General features: G+C 56.9%; 14 protein-coding genes. 11 read left to right on the plus strand and 3 right to left on the minus strand.

Annotation, left to right across the window (positions count from 1 at the left end):
• From RQI55_RS14230 to RQI55_RS14250, 5 genes are all read left to right on the plus strand, one after another.
• A complete protein-coding gene (locus RQI55_RS14230) occupies nt 1-2,448 on the plus strand; it encodes a glycoside hydrolase family 2 protein (RefSeq protein WP_243258187.1) in 2,448 nt (815 codons plus the stop codon).
• Nucleotides 2,449-2,648: 200 nt separating this feature from the next.
• Nucleotides 2,649-5,366 carry an ABC transporter transmembrane domain-containing protein gene (locus tag RQI55_RS14235; RefSeq protein WP_243257997.1) on the plus strand — a complete coding sequence of 906 codons (2,718 nt, stop codon included), beginning with the start codon at nt 2,649-2,651 and terminating at the stop codon, nt 5,364-5,366.
• A gap of 42 nt (nt 5,367-5,408) precedes the next feature.
• Entirely contained in the window at nt 5,409-5,864 is a 456-nt protein-coding gene (locus tag RQI55_RS14240; RefSeq protein ID WP_042620125.1) for a cyclic nucleotide-binding domain-containing protein, read from the plus strand.
• Nucleotides 5,865-6,054: 190 nt separating this feature from the next.
• Nucleotides 6,055-6,915, plus strand: a complete 861-nt coding sequence (locus RQI55_RS14245) for an MBL fold metallo-hydrolase (RefSeq protein ID WP_409233735.1) — start codon at nt 6,055-6,057, stop codon at nt 6,913-6,915.
• Between the two features lie 84 nt (nt 6,916-6,999).
• Complete coding sequence (locus RQI55_RS14250) at nt 7,000-8,658, plus strand: adenylate/guanylate cyclase domain-containing protein (RefSeq protein ID WP_311273115.1); 1,659 nt, start codon at nt 7,000-7,002, stop codon at nt 8,656-8,658.
• Between the two features lie 3 nt (nt 8,659-8,661).
• Here RQI55_RS14250 and RQI55_RS14255 read toward each other — a convergent pair whose 3' ends face one another.
• Complete coding sequence (locus tag RQI55_RS14255; RefSeq protein ID WP_192065434.1) at nt 8,662-9,141, minus strand: class I SAM-dependent methyltransferase; 480 nt, start codon at nt 9,139-9,141, stop codon at nt 8,662-8,664.
• Between the two features lie 13 nt (nt 9,142-9,154).
• A complete protein-coding gene (locus RQI55_RS14260; protein WP_311273116.1) occupies nt 9,155-10,495 on the minus strand; it encodes a nucleotide sugar dehydrogenase in 1,341 nt (446 codons plus the stop codon).
• A gap of 127 nt (nt 10,496-10,622) precedes the next feature.
• Here RQI55_RS14260 and RQI55_RS14265 point away from each other — a divergent pair, with 127 nt between their 5' ends.
• Together RQI55_RS14265 and RQI55_RS14270 are read left to right on the plus strand one after the other, a co-directional pair.
• A complete protein-coding gene (locus tag RQI55_RS14265) occupies nt 10,623-11,714 on the plus strand; it encodes a glycosyltransferase family 4 protein (protein WP_311273117.1) in 1,092 nt (363 codons plus the stop codon).
• Complete coding sequence (locus RQI55_RS14270) at nt 11,711-12,451, plus strand: polysaccharide deacetylase family protein (protein WP_311273118.1); 741 nt, start codon at nt 11,711-11,713, stop codon at nt 12,449-12,451. The genes RQI55_RS14265 and RQI55_RS14270 overlap by 4 nt, the downstream gene beginning before the upstream one ends.
• On the opposite strand, the gene RQI55_RS14275 is transcribed toward RQI55_RS14270, so the two are convergent.
• The gene (locus RQI55_RS14275; RefSeq protein ID WP_311273119.1) at nt 12,443-13,405 is read right to left on the minus strand and encodes a glycosyltransferase; all 963 of its coding nucleotides are present in this window, start codon (nt 13,403-13,405) and stop codon (nt 12,443-12,445) included. The genes RQI55_RS14270 and RQI55_RS14275 overlap by 9 nt on opposite strands.
• Before the next feature lie 195 nt (nt 13,406-13,600).
• Between RQI55_RS14275 and RQI55_RS14280 the strand changes: the two genes are divergently transcribed.
• From RQI55_RS14280 to RQI55_RS14295, 4 genes are read left to right on the plus strand one after another with little or no spacing between them, the layout of a single operon-like run.
• Nucleotides 13,601-15,493 carry an ABC transporter ATP-binding protein gene (locus tag RQI55_RS14280; protein WP_243258004.1) on the plus strand — a complete coding sequence of 631 codons (1,893 nt, stop codon included), beginning with the start codon at nt 13,601-13,603 and terminating at the stop codon, nt 15,491-15,493.
• Entirely contained in the window at nt 15,490-17,391 is a 1,902-nt protein-coding gene (locus RQI55_RS14285) for an ABC transporter substrate-binding protein (RefSeq protein ID WP_243258005.1), read from the plus strand. Before RQI55_RS14280 ends, RQI55_RS14285 begins: the two co-directional genes overlap by 4 nt.
• 1 nt (nt 17,392) lies before the next feature.
• A complete protein-coding gene (locus RQI55_RS14290; protein WP_192065422.1) occupies nt 17,393-18,391 on the plus strand; it encodes an ABC transporter permease in 999 nt (332 codons plus the stop codon).
• Entirely contained in the window at nt 18,388-19,563 is a 1,176-nt protein-coding gene (locus tag RQI55_RS14295; protein ID WP_243258006.1) for an ABC transporter permease, read from the plus strand. Before RQI55_RS14290 ends, RQI55_RS14295 begins: the two co-directional genes overlap by 4 nt.
• The last annotated feature ends 19 nt before the right edge of the window (nt 19,564-19,582 follow it).

Raw genomic sequence — 19,582 nt, forward strand, 5'->3', positions numbered from 1 at the left:
ATGGTCCAGCCCACTGAGGAGCTGCTGAGCGAGGGCTGGACCCTGACGCTGAGCGACAGTGGTGCCTTTGAAACGCCCGCCGATATTCCACCTGATATCGAGACCATGTCAGCGCCCGTTCCCGGAACCGTCGCGCAGGCGCTGGAAAATATCGGGCAATTCGACAGGGACAAGCCAAGACCACTCAACGGCCATGACGCTTGGTACCGGCTGACCTTGATCTGCGATCAAGCTGGCCCCGCCATTCTGCGCTTCCACGGTCTGGCAACCATTGCCGAGATTTTTATCAACGGCGAACGCGTCGCGCAGTCCGTCAGCATGTTCGAAGCGCTGGATGTTCCCTTCGCACTGACCGGCACCGATGAAATCGCGGTCTGTTTCCGGGCTCTTGCGCCCCGTCTGGATAAGGCCGGGCCGCGTGCTCGCTGGCGTCCGCAAATGATGAGCTCTCAAGGCCTGCGGCTGATCAGAACAACGGCGCTGGGCTACATGCCCGGCTGGTGCCCGGAGATCCACACTGTCGGCCCCTGGCGCGCCATCAGTCTGATAAGAGAGCCTGCTTTCGAACTGCTGTCGCTAAATACAGAGCTGAATGCCGATGGCACCGGTCTGCTGCGGGCAGCACTGCGCATCAACACACCAGCGTCAGCCGCCACCGTAACATGCAACAGCGTTGCAACGACGCTCAATTCCCGTGAAGAGAACGTTTTTGAGGGCACCCTCAGCCTTCCCGATATCGCGCCATGGTGGCCCGCCACCCATGGCAACCCCACCCTTTTCGATGTCCAGCTGAACCTTGACGGGCAAACATATTCACTCGGCAAGACGGGCTTTCGCCGGGTCGAGATCGACAAGGGCGAGGACGGCAAGGGCTTTGGCCTGAAAATCAATGGCCAGCCGGTGTTTTGTCGCGGTGCTGTCTGGACAAACGCCGATATCGTGCGACTGCCGGGCAGCCGAAAAGATTATGAGCCCTGGCTTCGGCTTGCCGCGCGAGCGGGCATGAACATGATCCGCATTGGCGGCACCATGGCCTATGAGACCCCCGAATTCTTTCAACTTTGTGATGAACTCGGCCTGATGGTCTGGCAGGACATGATGCTGGCCAACTTCGATTACCCGGCAAAGGATGATGCTTTCCTTGCCCATATAGAGGGCGAAGTCAGCCAGCTGATGCGTGCGACCAGCCTGTCACCGTCTCTTGTCGTCCTGTGCGGCGGCAGTGAAATGTACCAGCAAGCGGCCATGCTCGGCCTTTCCGAACAGTTCTGGAAAGGGCCGCTGACGGAAGAGATCTTGCCAGGCCATGTTGCGCGCCTGCGCCCCGATATCGTCTACGTTCCCAATTCGCCCTTCGGTGGAGCGCTGCCGTTTTTCCCGAATGCGGAGGTTGGCCACTATTACGGTGTGGGTGCCTATTGCAGACCGCTGGAGGATGCGCGCCGCGCAGATGTGCGGTTTGCGGCAGAGTGCCTGGCTTTCTCCAACGTTCCCCAGCAGCCCACACTGGAAAAACACCTGCCCGCAAAACCTGTTCACGATCCCCTGTGGAAATCTCGCGTTCCGAGAGACCGGGGTGCCTCCTGGGATTTCGAGGATGTGCGCGACCATTATCTCAAGCTCCTCTACGATGTCGATCCGGCAACGATCCGCCGCGAGAACGTCGACCTCTATCTCGATCTGTCGCGGGCAGTGACTGCGGAAGTCATGGAAGCGACATTTGCGGAATGGCGACGCGTGGGTTCGCGGTGCAAGGGCGCGCTGGTCTGGACGTTGCAGGACCTGATGCCCGGTGCCGGATGGGGTGTAATCGACCAGACGGGAGAGCCGAAATCGGCATGGTACGGTCTCAAACGCGCATTCCGGCCCGTGCAGATCAGTCTCCTCGATGAAGGCACCAATGGGCTTGATATCCACCTTATCAATGAACGCCCTGAGAGCATCGATGTCGACGTTGAGATCATCTGTCTGCGCGATGGAGTTCAGCCCGTCGTGACCGGCAAACGCAGCCTCTCGCTTGCCTCCCGCGACAGCACAGTCATCCCCGCGACCGACCTGTTCGGTGCGTTTTTCGACACGACCTATGCCTACCGTTTCGGCCCTCCATCCCACGACGTGACAGTCGCCAGATTGTTTGATCGCTCGTCAGGTGCGTTGATTGCGGATGCGTTTCACTTTCCGTTGGGCAGGCGACGTGCCCAGTATCAGCCAGTGCTTCAGGCAACGGTGATAGAAGACGGCAATCGGCTTATGCTTCATGTTACCACTGACCGGTTTGCCCAATCGGTCCACATTGAAGCGGATGGCTTTCGTCCAGCAGATGAAGGGTTTCACCTAAGCCCCGGACCGGGGCGCCACATCGAACTGGTGCGATTGGATCCTGCACGGGAAGACATGGCCCACGGTGAAATTCGCTCTCTCGGCAGCAGCCACGTATTCCGTTTCTAGGGAATTGCGCTATAACGCGCTTATTCGAAAATACTTCTGCCTCGACGGGTCGCGCCCACCGGGGCAATATGCCTCGTCTTTCTCTGCAAATACGCGCATATCCCATATTTGACCTGATACTATACCCAATCCAACAGCTGCTTTGACGCAACCCAAAACATCCAGTACCGTCCCGTTTCGGCAAGGCGCAGAAGTCCTACATGGAAAAAAATCTAACCCGCTACATCTGGAATCATACGCGGCGGCAGCAGCTTTACATTTTGCTGATCGTCGCCCTGTCGATGATCCCCTATTTCCTTGCCTTTGATCTGCCAAAGCAGATCGTCAATGGACCGATCCAGGGCGATGGTTTCGAGGGCGTCAACTCCACGCAGCTCTTCATGCACCTGACGCTGGATTTGCCAGTCGTCGGTACAATCACCCTTTTCCCCGGTATCGAGCTATCAAGGCTCGGCATGTTGATGGGGCTGAGCCTGACCTTTCTGGCGCTCGTCATCATCAATGGCCTGTTTAAATTCTACATCAATACCTACAAGGGCCGCCTTGGCGAGCGCCTGCTGCGCCGCATCCGATTCCAGCTCATTGAACGCGTTCTGCTCTTTCCGCCGTCCCATTTCAAGCGTGTGAAGGGCTCGGAAATATCGAGCATGATCAAGGATGAGGTGGAGCCCCTTGGCGGCTTTACCGGCGACGCCTTCGTTCAGCCCGCGCTGCTTGGCGGCCAGGCATTGGCAGCCCTTTTCTTCATTCTCGTGCAGAATTTCTGGCTCGGCCTGATTGCCGCCTTCATGGCCGCAATCCAGGTCGGCATCATCCCGAAAATGCGCCGTCGCCTGATCGACCTTGGCAGACAGCGCCAGCTCAGCGCCCGCCAACTGGCGGGCCGTATCGGTGAAATGGTGGATGGCATCAGCACGATCCACGCCTATGATACATCGAATTACGAACGGGCGGATGCCGCCCACCGATTGGGCGAAATCTTCAAGATCCGCTACGATCTTTACCAGTGGAAGTTCATCGTCAAGTTTATCAATAACTTCCTGGCGCAGCTCACGCCGTTCTTCTTCTACGCGCTGGGCGGTTATCTCACGCTCAGGGGCAGTCTTGATGTGGGCCAGCTGGTTGCGGTCATCAACGCCTATAAGGAACTTCCCGGCCCCTTGAAGGAACTGATCGACTGGGATCAGGCGCGTCAGGACGTTCAGGTCAAATATGAGCAGGTGTTCGAGCAGTTCGATTCGCCATCCATGCTCGACGCCAAGATTCAGACACTGTCGCCGGAAGCGGCTGCGGCCATCACCGGACCTCTGGTCGTATCAGCGCTTTCACTGGATGATGATAGCGGAACCCGCCTGCTGGATCAGGCCACCTTGACCATCAATCCCGGCGAAACCATTGCCATTGTCGGCGGCTCCGGTGCCGAAGCGCTGGCCGATGCGCTGGGCCGCACATTATGGCCGACCTCAGGAAAAATCACTTTCGGGGACAAGGATCTCCTTGAATTGCCGGAATCGGTGACCGGCCGGCGTATTTCCTATGTCTCCGCCGACACCTATTTCTTCCATGCAAGCCTGAAGGACAATCTTGTCTATGGCCTCAAACACGCACCTCTGAAGCCGAAAGAATATGCCGGCGCCGCGCTTGAGCATCGAAAGTGGGAAATACGCGAAGCCAAGCTGGCTCAAAATCCCGATATCGACATCAACAGCGACTGGATCGATTATAAGTCCAGCCCCGCAGGCAGCGACGAGGAAGAGCAATTCCTGAAATCCATGCTGACGGTTCTCGATACGGTTCAGCTATCGCCGGATATTCTGGAATTTGCGCTGCGCTCCTCGATTGACCCGTTGGCGGATCTGCATCTCGCGGCCCGCATCGTTGAACTCAGGCAGGCCCTGCGTGCCGAACTGGACGCAGAGAACCTGAGCGGCCTTATCGTGCCATTCGAACCCAGCAGTTACAATGCTGAGGCAACGGTTGGCGAAAACATCATGTTCGGCACCTTGCGCGACGCCGATGCCTCCAGCCTGAAAATCATCAACAGCGATTACTTCCGCTCCCTCATGCGTGGCAGCGGTCTGTCCAACACCCTGTTCGACATGGGCTACACCATCGCCGAAAACGTCGTTGAAATCTTCAGTGATCTTCCCCCTGACCACCCGTTCTTCCAGCAACTGACCTTCATGACCGCGGACGACATTCCCGGTTACCAGCAGATGCTGCAGCGCCTTCAGGGCAAGAGCTACGCCGATGCGACGGAGACCGAGCAGCGGGCGATGATAAGGCTGGCTTTCTTCTATATCGAACCACGGCAGCGCTTCGGCCTGTTGACGCAGGAGGTGATGGACAAGATCATCGAGGTGCGGCACATGTTCCACGAGAAACTGCCGAATGATCTGCGCAGCTGGATCGAGCCCTATGATCCCGAGCGATACGCGACATCAACGAGCCTTCTCGACAATATTCTCTTCGGTAAGATCAGCCACAGATACCCGGATGCCTCACGGCGCATCACGCGGATTGTCGCTGACGCCATGAAGAAGCAGGGTCTTTACGAGAAAGTGCTGGCAGTCGGTCTCGAATTCAATCTGGGCGCAGGCGGCAAACGGCTGGGACCATTGCAGCGGCAGAAGCTCAATCTGGCCAGAGCCCTGATGCGCAAGTCGGATTATTACGTTCTGAACCGTCCGCTTCCTGGCCTCGATCACCGGCTCCAGCAAGAAATCGTCGATAACGTCATCACCTTTCTCAAAAAGGATGGCGCGGACCCGGCCGTATTGTGGGTTCTATCCAACCCTTCCCTGTCGAAAATGTTTGATCGTGTCATCGTCATCAACCAGTCGTCGGTTGTCGCAGATGGAACATACGAGACTCTTGTGGAAGAAAACGGTACATTTAAGGAAATGATTGCAGCATAGTTTGCAAGAATGCTCAAACAGGAACACGAACAGGACAAGGCAATGCTTTTCAAAGACGAAATTCAGATGCTGAAACGCGTTCCCTTCTTCAGCGGAATGGAGCCCTCCAAGCTGAAGTTGCTGGCTTTTGCATCAGACCGTGTTTCCTACCACGCCGGAGATGAGCTTTTCCGGCAGGGTGATCTGGGCGATGCGGCCTATGTATTGTTGACCGGCAAGGTTGATGTCCTGATCGATTCCCCTTCCGGCGAGATAAAGCTGACCGAGATGAGCGGAAACGCCATCGTCGGTGAGATTGCCATTCTGTGCGACAGCGTAAGAACGGCAACGGTGCGTGCATCGACATCGGTGGAGGCCCTGCGCATTGGCAAGGAACAGTTTTTCAAGTTGATGTCAGATTTTCCGGACATTACCATCAAGGTCATGCGCGTGCTGGCCGAACGCTTGACGCAAACAACGAGCGAGCTGAGCAAGGCCAAATCGGGTTCGGGTGCCTAACGGGAACATCATCCTCAAGCACCAGCGAACAAAAGAAAAATAAAAGTGGTACTCTTGTAATAAAACTGAAATGCTGAACGTACTAAAGCCAGAGCTCGTTATGTCTTCCGAGACCAACAGCTAAGCAAGAGGGATAACACGGCACCTATCGGAGGATAGCAAGGGTGTGCGTGGTAAATTGGAGTATACCATGGCGTTGCATTCCGACGATCTTCGTCGGGACGATAAACAAGAATTTCGGGTCAAGATTTGGGGAGCACGGGGAACACTACCCGTCTCGGGGGACAAATTCCGGAAGTATGGCGGCAACACGATCTGCATCGAGGTAAGGTGCGGAAAACACGTGCTTTTGTTTGACGCGGGGTCAGGGCTTTTGCCCGCTGGCCAGGCTCTGAAGGCCGAGGGCGTGTGCGACGTCAACATGTTCTTTTCGCACTGTCATTACGACCACATTATCGGCTTTCCCTATTTCAAACCGTTCTTCAATCGCGATAACGACGTCTGTATCTGGTCCGGCCATCTGGCGGGACAAAAAACCACGCGCGAAATGGTCGGTGAGTTCATGAGCCCGCCATGGTTCCCAGCGCCGCTGGACATTTGCTGTGCGCAGATCATCACCAAGGACTTCAAGGCCGGCGATGTGCTGGCCGTGCACCCTGAACTGAACATCACCACCGGCATGTTGAGACATCCCGGAAACGCCATCGGTTATCGCATCGAATGGCAAGGCCGCAGCTTTGCTATTATTACAGATACCGAGCATGAAGATGGCAAACTGGATAAAGCCGTGTTGAAGCTCATCGACGGTGTGGACCTCTTCCTCTACGACGCAAGCTTTACCGACGCTGAGATGGACACCTATCGCGGCTATGGCCACTCATCCTGGCAGCATGCGATCCTTCTGGCCAAGGAAGCGAAGGCCAAAAGCGTTGGCCTTATTCACCACGCACCTTTCCGCACCGATGATGATCTTGATATCATCGACACCGATGCAAAGAGGGAATTTGCAGGTGCGTTTGCCGCGCGCGATGGCCAGACGATTGATCTTTGATCGTGGCGTTTAGCAGGAGGTGGTAAACGTCTCCCCCCGCCATTGCCGAATGCGGATAACAGACGCCAACAGGAAACGGAAAGCATGATCCATATCGTGTCGGAAACGTCGCTCAGACGTGCGCGATTGCTGTCCGGCCTGATCATGCTGCTTTTTGTCTTCAGCCATCTGTCAAACCACGCATTGGCGCTTATCTCAATACAAACGGCTGAACAGGGTCGCTGGTGGTTCACTCTCATCTGGCTCAACCCCGTTAGCAGCGTGCTCCTCTACGGCTCGGTTCTTATTCACATCGGGCTTGTTCTGCGCGCAATCTATATCAGGCGCTCGCTGAAAATGCCTGCGCGCGAAGCTCTGCAAATCATCATCGGGCTTGTCATCCCCTATATGATCATCGATCACGCCAGCGGTATTCGCCTGTCGCGCATGCTCTATGATATCGACACTGGTTACGAGATCGTCATTCGAAATTACTGGGTGCGTAATCCCAGCCTGGGTCTTTGGCACAGTATCGCGCTCGTCCTGATATGGGCGCATGGATGCCTCGGCGTATTTTTCTGGTTGCGTTACCGGGAATGGTACAAGCGCATCTCACCCTACCTGCTCACCATTGCCGTGCTGGTGCCCATTCTGGCGCTTCTGGGTTTTGCCGATGCGGGCAGGATCATGGAATACGTGCCGCCACCGCCGCGGGTCATCCATCCCCATCAGGCGGACCTCGAAACGATCATCGATAGATTTAGAGTTTCCGCCAAGGTGCTATTCGGCGGGGCCGTGGTGCTGGTTTTCGCGCTTCGTGGCGTGCGCAGTTGGCGTCAACGATTAAATTCGTTTGAAATTCGCTATGACCACGGGGCTGTGGTGAAAGCCCCGGCCGGGCTCAGCATATTGGAGGCAAGCCGGACGGGTGAAGTACCACACTTTTCGGCCTGTGGCGGAAAAGGGCGGTGCTCTACATGCCGCGTGCGTATCATCAGCAGCGATGGCACCCTGCCGGAACCATCCAGCATGGAAAAAGCCACTTTGCAGCGTATCCATGCTGATACCGATGTGCGGCTCGGGTGCCAGCTTCGTCCCAAGCACAATCTGAGTGTAGCCCTGCTTCTGACATCAAGGCAAACGGACGATATTCCAGCCGATGGCGAGCCCATCCGCCCCGGACGTGAAGAGGACATCGCGGTGATGTTCTGCGATCTGCGCAACTTCACAGCTCTTTCGGAAGCGCGCTTGCCCTATGACATGGTCTTCCTGCTCAACCGATACTTCACCGTTGTCGGCCAGGCGGTGGAACAGGCAGGCGGCAGGCTGGACAAATTCATCGGCGATGGTGCCATGGCACTTTTCGGTCTCGAAGGTAACGCCGAAACCGCGAGCAGAAACGCACTCAAGGCCGCAGCGCTCATCCTGCAAAATATCGAGGCACTGAACGAGGAGCTGGAAAAACAGTTCGCGGTCAAATTGCGCATTGTCGTCGGCATTCACGCAGGCCCGTCCATTGTCGGCGTCATGGGCTACGGCTCTGCGAAAACCCTGACCGCCATTGGCGATACGGTCAATGTGGCAAGCCGACTTGAAACGGCCGCCAAGGAATTCGACACCGCCATCGTGATTTCCGAGCCGGTTCTTCAGCAGTCGGGACACGCAGCGGAGGACCTCCAGAGCCGCACTATTCCTATCAGGGGAAAAAGCGCGCAGATGAAGGTTTTCCTGATCTCCGACAGCGAAAGCCGACGCTTTCTCTAAGGCCTAGATTTTGCGGTAGAGGAAGTAGCGGTCTGTCGGTACGGATGCCGGTACGGGAAGAGGATTGAGCGTCTTTTCCTCAAGCGGCAGCCCGCTGATTGCCACGCCACCTTCAGCCAGCATTCCGGCAACAAGCTGCGGCAGCCATGTCAGCGTGACCGCGTCCTTCTCAGGATAGCCCGTGCCAATATCGGCATGGACCAGCGCCGCTTCGATGCCGAGATAGGCCTGCGCTGTCTGCGCGATCTCACCGATCACCATATCCTTCTCATCCGGCACGGACGATGCATGCGCGCCCATGGCCCGATCGAAGGCTACGATCCGGCGATCTGGAAACAGCTCGCGCAGGTGATTGAACGTGCGCCCATTGCCAAGCCCAATTTCCATGATGGGGCCAGCGGGGAGGCCCATATCGGCATGGACGTGGTTGAGGATATCGCGCTGCGCGCTCAGGCGGCGAATGAAGCTGTCTAGTCTGCTCATATCTTTTCCTGCCTCAGGCTTTGATAATGTGGCTTGCCACGATGCCACGCTTGGCAAAGGCATTGCGCGTATCGATGATCAACGGCGCCCATTCGCTGAGGCTCTGGTAATCGACATTGTCATGATCCGTGGCGATGAGAACCGCATCAAAACCGCTGATCGTCTGTTTGTCCCACGTCACCGACTTCATACCGAGAAGGTCGCCATATTCACGGGTTTTCGGTATCTCCGCGACGTAGGGGTCGAAATAGGACGGCTGACCGTGGCGCTCGGCAATCAGCTCGATCAGCTTCAGAGACGGGCTTTCGCGAATATCAGGAACATTCTTCTTGTAGGACAGGCCCACAATCAAAACGCGGGAACGGCTGAGCGCCTTTCCACTATGCACATCAAGCGCCTCGGCAAGGCGGCTGACGATATGGCGCGGCATGCCCGTGTTGATCTGCCCGGCAAGCTCGATAAAGCGTGTCGGCAGGTCATATTCCCGCGACTTCCACGTCAGATAGAACGGGTCGATCGGAATACAGTGGCCGCCGAGACCCGGACCGGGGTAAAACGGCATATAGCCAAATGGCTTCGTCTTGGCCGCATCGATGACTTCCCAGATATCGATACCCATCGCTTCGTAGACGACCTTCAACTCATTGACGAGCGCGATATTGACGGCACGAAACACGTTTTCCGTGATCTTCACGGCCTCAGCCGTGGCATTGGTGGAGACAGGAACAACGGTTTTGACGACCGCGCCATAAAAGGCGATCATCAGTTCCGCGGCCTCGGCGCCTTCGCCTGAAACCACCTTTGGAATGGTCGAAGTCTGGAATTCACGATTGCCGGGATCTTCGCGCTCAGGCGAGAAGCCAAGGAAGAAATCCACGCCCGACTTCAGGCCCGTCTTTTCCAGAATGGTCTTCACGATCCCGTCCGTCGTGCCGGGATAGGTCGTGGATTCTAGCACCACAAGCTGTCCGGGACGAAGCGTCTTCGCGATTTCAAGACAGGTCTTTTCGACATAGGAAAGGTCGGGGTCGCGATATTTCGTCAGCGGCGTCGGCACGCAGATGGCAATGACATCGCAATCGGCCAGCTGCGAAAAATCGCAGGTCGCGACAAAGCCACTATCAGCACGCGCAGCATTCAAAACATCGTGTGGCACGGCCTCGATGTAGCTTTCACCGGCATCGATAGCCACGATCTTGGAAGGATCAATATCGAAACCCACCACTTTGAAACCGGAATTGGCGATTGTCATGGCCAGAGGCAGGCCGACATAACCAAGGCCAATGACCCCGGCTTTCGCCTTTTTAGACCGGATGAGCTCAAGAAGCTGCTGTGCGTTTGAAGAGGAAGTCAAAGCTGATTGCGCTCCGCGCATGAAGAAAACATGCCCATCAGTTGGGTGAGAACAGACGCAGTGTCAAGGTTTGCCCTTCTCAAATCCCCCATTGACGAAGCCCCTGATCGCAAAGCAGAACTAGCTGATGAAAATCGCCTTCTATGCCCCCCTGAAATCTCCAGACCACCCCGTACCCTCGGGCGACCGGCTGATGGCGCGACTGTTGATGCAGGCCATGCGTATCAGTGGGCATGAGGTGGAGGTGGTATCGGAGCTTCGCAGTTTTCAGCGCGAGCCAGATGGCCTTGATACCGTGAAAGCAGCAGCCGAAGCGGAAAAACAACGGATCGGCACCAACTGGCATCGCGATGGCAAACCGGATGTCTGGTTCTGCTACCACCCGTACTACAAAGCGCGGGACCTTCTCGGACCCGAACTGTGCCAGCGTTTCGGCCTTGCCTATGTCACGGCCGAGGCCTCCTACTCTCCCAAACGAAACAGCATGGGCTGGGCGCAAACGCAGGACGCACTTCTCGCTGATCTCAGTTTCGCCGCCACCAACATCTGCTTCACAACAAGAGATTTCGACGGGCTTTCAAAGGCGGATCAAGGCCTGCGCCTTGCGATGCTGCCACCCTTTATCGATGCCGCAACATTTGGGAAACAGGCGCCCTCCCCCACCCGCTACCGCCTCGCAACCGTCGCAATGATGCGCCCCGGCGACAAGATGAGCAGCTACGCAGCGCTGGCCGAGGCGCTCAAGCTGCTGCCATCAGATTTGCCATGGACGCTCGACATCATTGGCGATGGCCCCCAGCGGGAAAAGGCCCAAGACCTGTTTGGCGAGATTGATGCTGGCCGCCTCATCTGGCACGGCGAGAAGACACCTGAAGCCATCGCCGACATTCTCTCACATGCCTCCATCTATGTCTGGCCGGGCCATGGAGAAGCCTATGGGCTGGCCTATCTGGAGGCCCAGGCGGCGGGGTTGCCTGTTATTGCCGAGAGGATCGCAGGCGTGCCGGAAGTCGTGAAAGACGGTCAAACCGGCATTTTGACACAACCCGGCAATGTCAACTCCTATGCCGATGCGATGGTGAAATTGATGACCGAAGAGGCACTGCGACACGAAATGGCCCTCAAAGCGCGCCACTTCGCCTGTGTCGATCGCTCTATTGAACAGGCCGCCATCATGTTGAATTCCATTCTCGAAAACCTGCCGGGCCAGCCATCATGACCGTCAAACTGCTTATCGAAACTATGGATGATTTCGCCAGGAAGAATATCGTCGCAGATCTCTGGCTGCGCGATGACGATGCCACGCAGCCAAGTCCCGCCTTGGATCGGTTGCTGGAGCTTTCGCAACGCCATTCCGCACCGATGACACTCGCCGTCATACCGCATCCCACGGGTGAGGAACTTGCAAGACGGCTTGAAGGCACGAGCGCAATCGACGTAGCTGTCCACGGTTGGGCGCACCAGAACCATGCCGGATCAGACGAAAAAAAACGGGAACTTGGCCTGCACAGACCGCTGGAAACCGTTGTCGGTGAACTGGAGGCCGGGCTGCAGAAACTCCGGTCTCTGCATGAACAGCGTCTCGTGCCGGTGCTGGTGCCGCCGTGGAACCGCATCGATCAGGCCGTTATCGAACATTTGCCGCAGGTGGGGTACAAAGCGCTTTCGGTCTACGGCCCCGAAATGCCTGACAGGCTTCCCCTTGTCAACACCCACGTCGATGTCATCGACTGGCGCGGGACACGCGGCGGCAAAGACCATGATGTGCTCTTCGCAGAAACTGCCGCACGCATGCGCCAGGCCCATGCAACCGGCGGCATGACGGGAATCCTGACCCACCATTTGGATCATGACGAAAGCGTCTGGGCTTTCCTGCAATCGCTATTGAGTGTCACGACCAGCCACCCCGCTTGCCGCTGGCGGTCATCACGGCAATGGCTTGCTGAATTACCATGATTTCCAGGCAATTAGCAGACCATCGCCATCCGCACCGACGCGCGATCGAACCGCTTCGACAGCACTGAACGGTGCCCGATCCGGCAAGGTCGCCACAACGAAATCCGCCGCCGCCAACGTTACCGAGCCAGCCCTTGCCACGACGGTAAAGATCAAGGGGCCGGTCGCCCACCACGCAGGCGCTTTCGGCAGCCTCATCAGTATTTCGGGGAAGGCGTCCAGCATCCGGCTAAAGACCGGATGGCCGGGCGGCGTGGCGATGAAGGAATTGGCCAGAAGCAGGCTGCCCTGCCCGGTCTTGCGCGGCACCTCTTCGCCAAATGCCGTCAGGCCAATCATCGGCAATGTGTCGAAGAAGCTCACATCGTCCCGCGCGGGATAAAAATCGCAGTCGAGATAGATGCCGCCCATCCTTGATAAAATGACGTAGCGCGCCACATCCACGGCACCGGGATAGTCGCCATCGTCGAGCATTCTGGAAAATTGCGGGTTGGAAGTAATGCCCTCACGCTCGAGATCGGCTTCACGCCACAGTCGATAGTCCAGCCCGTTGCGTGTGGCGTGCGAGGCCCATGCCTGCGTTGATGCGGGAACCGGCTTGCTGCCGATCCATATCTGGTGAAGGATTTTCGGCACCGGTTTGCGGTTCACAGCGGCGATCATGCGGCGATTGTCCACCGAAAAGCGGCTATAAGGCGCCAGAACTTCCGGCGGCGGCACCAGAAGATATTGATAGCCGGTGCGGCTCACCTCATCACCGAGCGCCTTGGCCAACCGCAGATGCACCGAGTGAAGCCTGCGGGGCAAGTCGAACGCAGTGTCTTCACCCATCAGGTGGCGCTCTTGCTCACCTGCCAGCAGGTCGAGGGCCGCACGGGCCTGCGCAAATTCACCCGCCGCCACCATATCGCGCGCCTCAGCCAGTTTTTTATCAAAATACGCCTTGTCTCGCATCTCGGCTTCCTCGGGTTTAATAACTCGGACACATCTTCGATCTACATGGTTTTACGCGACACGCGATAGAAAGAGCGAGCTGATATTTTCGCTGTTTCAGGAGCATAGACAGAACTACAGCCCTAAGATAACGTAAGTTTTATGGCCCTTAAATAACTGCCACAGGCACAATAAGACGGTGAGGAAACCCTTGGCATGAGTTCAGGCGCCGATTTGCTTCGTATCGAGAATCTCGAGGTTTCCTTTTCTTTGATGGGCGGCAAGATCGATGCCGTCAGAAATGCCAGCCTGCGTATTTTGCCGGGCAAGGTCACCGCGCTGGTCGGCGAATCCGGCTCGGGAAAATCCGTCATCGGGCAGACCATCATGGGCATCCAGCCCCGCACGGCACGGGTCAAGGGTCGCGTGCTATTTTCAGATCCTGATCGTTCCGAAAAAGGCGCTATCGATCTGTTGCAACTGGAGCCCGATGGCAAGCCCATGCGGGCCATCAGGGGAAACCGTATCGGCTTGATCTTTCAGGAACCGATGACCTCGTTTTCGCCGCTGCACACAATCGGCAATCAGGTCGATGAAGCCTTGCGGATCCACTCTGTACTGACGCCTGCGGAACGGCAGGAAAAGATGGAGGAAACGCTTGATCTTGTCGGCTTTTCCGACCCGAAAAAAATCTGCAACATGTATCCCTTCGAGCTTTCAGGCGGCATGCGCCAGCGCGCCATGATCGCCATGGCGCTGATCTGTCGCCCGGCACTTCTGATCGCCGATGAGCCAACGACGGCCCTTGACGTGACCATACAGGCGCAGATCCTGAAGCTGCTGCGCGATCTGCAAAGCCGCCTCAACATGAGCATGCTGCTGATCACCCATGATCTCGGCGTCGTTGCCAACATAGCCGACGAAGTGGCCGTGATCTATCAGGGCGAAATCATGGAATCAGGCCCGGTCGATGATATCTTCCGCGCGCCCTCCCACCCTTATCTCAAGGGCCTGATGGCCGCCGTTCCGCATTTCAACATGAAGCCAGGCGAAAGGCTGAAAGCGCTTCGTGATGTCGTCATCGACAAGGAAAGCCTGATCGGCAAGAAGACCGAGGCCGTGGACAAGACCAAGGGTGTCCTGCTCAGCGTCAACAATGTGAGCAAGACCTTCTCTACCCGCAAATCAAGCTGGTTCAGCTCGGGCAAATCCACCGCGACCAGGGCAGTCGATGGTGTGAGTTTCGATATTTATCGCGGCGAGTGCCTTGGACTTGTGGGCGAGAGCGGCAGCGGCAAGACGACTGTCAGCAAGATATTGATGCGTGCCGTGCGTCCTGATGAAGGGTCTCTCACCTTTCACAGCAAAACAGGCGATATCGACGTTCTCAACGCCCGGGATGACGACCTGCGGGAACTGCGCACCAAGATACAGATGGTGTTTCAGGACCCCATTTCCTCGCTTTCACCACGCATGACGATCAGCAACATCTTAAGCGAACCTCTTGAGATTCACGGACGCGGAGATGCGAAATCCCGCGCCGAAAAGGTTCGCAACCTGCTCAAAGCCATCGGGCTTGGTGAAAGCGCGCTCAACCGCTACCCCCATAGTTTTTCCGGTGGCCAGCGCCAGCGCATCGGCATTGCCAGAGCCCTGACGCTGGGCCCGGAACTGTTGATTTGCGACGAGCCCGTCTCGGCGCTCGATGTTTCGGTTCAGGCACAAATCCTCAACCTTTTGAAGGATTTGCAGAAAGAGCTTGGCCTGACCTACCTGTTCATTTCCCACAATCTGGCCGTGGTGGATTATATGGCTGACCGCGTTGCCGTGATGTGTGAGGGAAAAATCGTGGAGCTTGCGCCACGCGAAGCATTGATGCGCAATCCGGTGCATCCCTATACGAAATCACTGCTGGCCGCCGTTCCATTCCCGGATCTCGACAGGCCGCTTGATTTCAACACCATCGCCAAGATCAGCGCCACCGGCAAATTCGATTGGGGCAAGCAATTCCGCCAAAGCGATGACAGCGATCTGATTACCGCCGATCTCGGCGGCGGTCACCTAGTGCTGGCAAACGGAAATGTTGATGTTGCGGAGTTACGCTCGTGATCACGCGTCGAACGACCCTCGCCCTCCTCGCATCCGTTTTCGCTCCGTGGAAGGCATTTGCCGCCTATACGGATTCGGCGTTTCTGAAGGAAAAGATCGATAAGGGTGAGTTGCCGCCGCTCGACCAGCGGCTACCAAAAACCCCGCGCGTGATGAACCTGAAAAGCCTTGGGCGCGAGCCGGGTAAACATGGCGGCTCGGTGCGCATGCTGATCGGTGGTCAGCGCGATATCCGCCTGATGCCAATCAACAGCTATGCGCGTCTGGTCGGCTATGATGAGAGCTTCAACTTCCAGCCGGATATTCTGGAAGGCTATACGGTCGATCAGGAACGCATCTTCACCCTGAAGCTGCGCGATGGCCATAAATGGTCTGACGGAAGCGACTTCACGACAGAAGATTTCCGCTATTTCTGGGAAGAGGTAGCGATGAACCGGGAGATTCATAAGGGCGGCCCCCCGATTGAATTGCTGGTCTATGAAAAGCCACCTTTGGTGGAGGTCATTGATCGCCTGACCGTGCGCTATACGTGGGAAGGTCCGAACCCGGACTTTCTGGCCAAGCTGGCCGGCGCGTCTCCTGCACGCCTGTGCCTGCCCGCTGCCTATATGAAGCAGTTTCACGCAAAATATCAGACCCCTGAAAATTTGGCCAAGCTGGCAAAAAAGAACAAGGTGGATGACTGGAGCAGCCTGCACATCAAGATGTCCCGGCAGGTGCGGCCTGAAAACCCGGATCTGCCGACGCTCGACGCCTGGCGCAACATCACCTATCCGCCCTCGGAACAGTTCATTTTCGAACGCAATCCCTACTATCACCGCGTCGATGAAAACGGCCTGCAACTGCCCTATCTCGACCGCTTCCTGCTGAATGTGACCTCGTCGGAAATCATTGCCGCCAAGACCGCATCCGGCGATAGCGACCTGCAATTCATGGGGCTCGATTTCAACGACTATACCTATCTGAAAGATGCGGAAGACCGCTTCCCGCTGAAGGTCAGTCTATGGACGCGCAGCCAGGGTTCGCGTGTCTGCCTGTTGCCGAACCTGAATTGCGGCGATGAAGTCTGGCGAACACTGTTCCGCGATGTGCGGATGCGCCGTGCCCTGTCGGTTGGTATCGACAGGCATGAGATCAACATGGTCTGCTTCTATGGGCTTGCCAAGGAAAGCGCCGACACCGTCCTACCGGAAAGCTCGCTGTTTCGCCCGGAATTTGCCAAGGCATGGGCTGACTTCAATCCTGCCATGGCAAATGCCTTGCTGGACGAGCTGGGGCTGACCAACCGCAATGACAAGGGCGTGCGCCTGCTGCCCGATGGACGCCCCGCCCACATCATCGTTGAAACGGCTGGCGAAAGCACGCTGGAAACAGATGTGATAGAGCTGGTAACAGACCATTGGCGCAAGCTCGGCATCTCCTTGTCCAGCCGCCCCACGCAGCGCGACGTTTTTCGCAAGCGCGCCATGGGCGGCGAGGTGATGATGTCGGTGTGGTTTGGCATGGACAATGCAGTCCCGACCCCGGATATGCTGCCTGCGGGCCTGGCACCGACTGGCGACGATCAGTTGCAGTGGCCGGTCTGGGGCGTCCATTATCTCTCCGGCGGGCGCGAGGGCACGGCACCGGATCTTGCCGCGGCGTCCGATCTTCTGGCTCTGTTGAAGAAATGGCGCGTCAGCATCACCGAGGAAGAGCGGCGGGCCATCTGGTTGGAAATGCTGGAAATCTATTCGCAGCAGGTCTTTTCCATCGGCATCGTCAACAGCGCGCTGCAGCCCATCGTGCATGCAGCCAGAATGCGCAACGTGCCGGAAAAGGCGCTCTACGGTTTCGAGCCCACCTCCTATCTCGGTGTCTACATGCCAGATGCGTTCTGGTACGACGGAGACGCATGACATGCTCAGATATATTCTAGGGCGCCTTCTGGTAATGATCCCCACCCTCATCCTGATTTCGATGCTGGTCTTCACCATCATCGAATTGCCACCGGGTGACTATTTCGAGAGCTATGTCTCGGAAATGCGGGCCATGGGTGAAACGGCCAATATGGCCGAGATTGAAGAGTTGCGGGTCCGCTACGGCTTCGATCAGCCAGCCCCTATCCGGTATTTCCGCTGGGCGACCGGCATGCTGGTCGGCGACTTTGGATACTCCTTCGAATACCAGCTTCCGGTCAACGAAGTCGTCGGCGACCGCCTGTGGCTGACCATGCTGGTGTCTTTCGTGACCATCATCGTCACCTGGATCATCGCCTTTCCAATCGGCATCTATTCCGCCACGCATAAATACAGCTGGGGTGATTACGGCCTGACATTCATCGGGCTTTTGGGCATCGCCATTCCCAATTTCATGCTGGCGCTGATCCTCATGTATTTTGCCAATATCTGGTTCGGCACCTCCATCGGCCACCTGATGGACCGTGAATTTCTGAACCAGGATATGAGCTGGGCCAAGTTCAAGTCCATTCTGGAGCATCTGTGGATACCGGTTCTCATCATCGGCACGGCGGGCACGGCTGGAATGATCCGCCGGTTGCGCGCCAATCTGCTGGATGAGCTGCAAAAACAATATGTGGTCACGGCCCGCGCCAAGGGTCTGCACCCCTTCAAGGTCCTGACGAAATATCCGCTCCGCATGGCGCTGAACTTCTTCATCTCAGATATCGGCTCGATTTTGCCAGCGATCATCTCTGGCGCTGAAATCACGGCCATCGTTCTATCGCTGGAAACGACCGGCCCGATGCTGATCCGCGCCCTGCAAAGTCAGGACATGTATCTGGCCGGTTCCTTCCTGATGTTCCTCGCATTCCTAACGGTGATTGGCGTGCTCGTCTCTGATATCGCACTGGCCATTCTCGATCCGCGCATCCGCTTTGGAGGTGGTAACCTGAAATGACCTCCTCCCTTCCAAAGCCCGGCGAGCCATTGCCGCATTTCGTCTCCACGGCACCGTTTGATCCCAGTCTCGTAGAGCCCACGACATCAGGCATGGCCGCCTTCAATAAAGCCTCGCAATTCAGGCTGATGTGGTGGCAGTTTCGACAGCACAAGCTGGCCCTCTATTCCGGCGCCTTTCTGCTGTTCGTCTATCTGTCGATCATGATCTGCGAATTTCTGGCGCCCTATAATCTGCACACCCGCAATGTGGAGAATATTCACGCGCCCCCGCAAGCCGTCCATCTTTTCCATGATGGTGAATTCATCGGCCCCTTCGTCTACGGACGAACCATGAGCCTCGACATGGAAAACCTGCGGCGCGTCTACAGCGACGTGCCGACGGATGTGCAGAAGCTGCGCTTCTTCTGCCGGGGTGATGACTACAGGTTCTGGGGTCTGTTCGATAGCAACGTGCATCTGGTCTGCCCTGCGCAAGATGGCCAGATGTATCTGCTCGGCACCGACCGTCTTGGCCGCGATGTGCTGTCGCGCATCATCTATGGCGCCCGCATTTCGCTGACAATCGGCTTGCTGGGTGTCGCCATGAGCTTCGTGCTCGGCATTGTGATTGGTGGTCTCGCAGGCTATCGCGGCGGTGTGTTCGATTTGATCGTCCAGCGCATCATCGAAGTGCTGCAATCCATTCCCAGCATTCCGCTGTGGCTGGCACTGGCTGCCATCATGCCGGTCACATGGAGCCCCATCCTCGTCTATCTGGGCATCACCCTCATTCTGGGGCTTCTGGACTGGACCGGGCTTGCCCGTGCCGTGCGCTCCAAGCTTCTGGCGCTGCGCGAGGAAGATTATGTTCTTGCCGCACAGCTCATGGGTGCCAGCACCCCGCGCATCATCGGCAGGCACCTCATTCCCGGCTTCATGTCCCACCTCATCGCATCCGCAACGCTTACAATACCGGGCATGATTCTGGGTGAAACCGCCCTCAGCTTCTTGGGGCTAGGCCTTCGCCCACCGATCACAAGTTGGGGCATTCTGCTCACAGAAGCGAGAAGTGTGAGCGTGATTGCCCTTTATCCATGGCTTCTTCTGCCGACAGTACCGGTAGTCCTCGTCATCTTGGCCTTTAATTTCTTTGGCGATGGACTACGTGATGCGGCTGACCCTTTTAAATAACCACGGACTGTCCAGTGCC

It is taken from the genome of Rhizobium sp. WCS2018Hpa-16, from assembly GCF_031843705.1.
Taxonomy (GTDB): Bacteria; Pseudomonadota; Alphaproteobacteria; order Rhizobiales; family Rhizobiaceae; genus Agrobacterium; species Agrobacterium tumefaciens_C.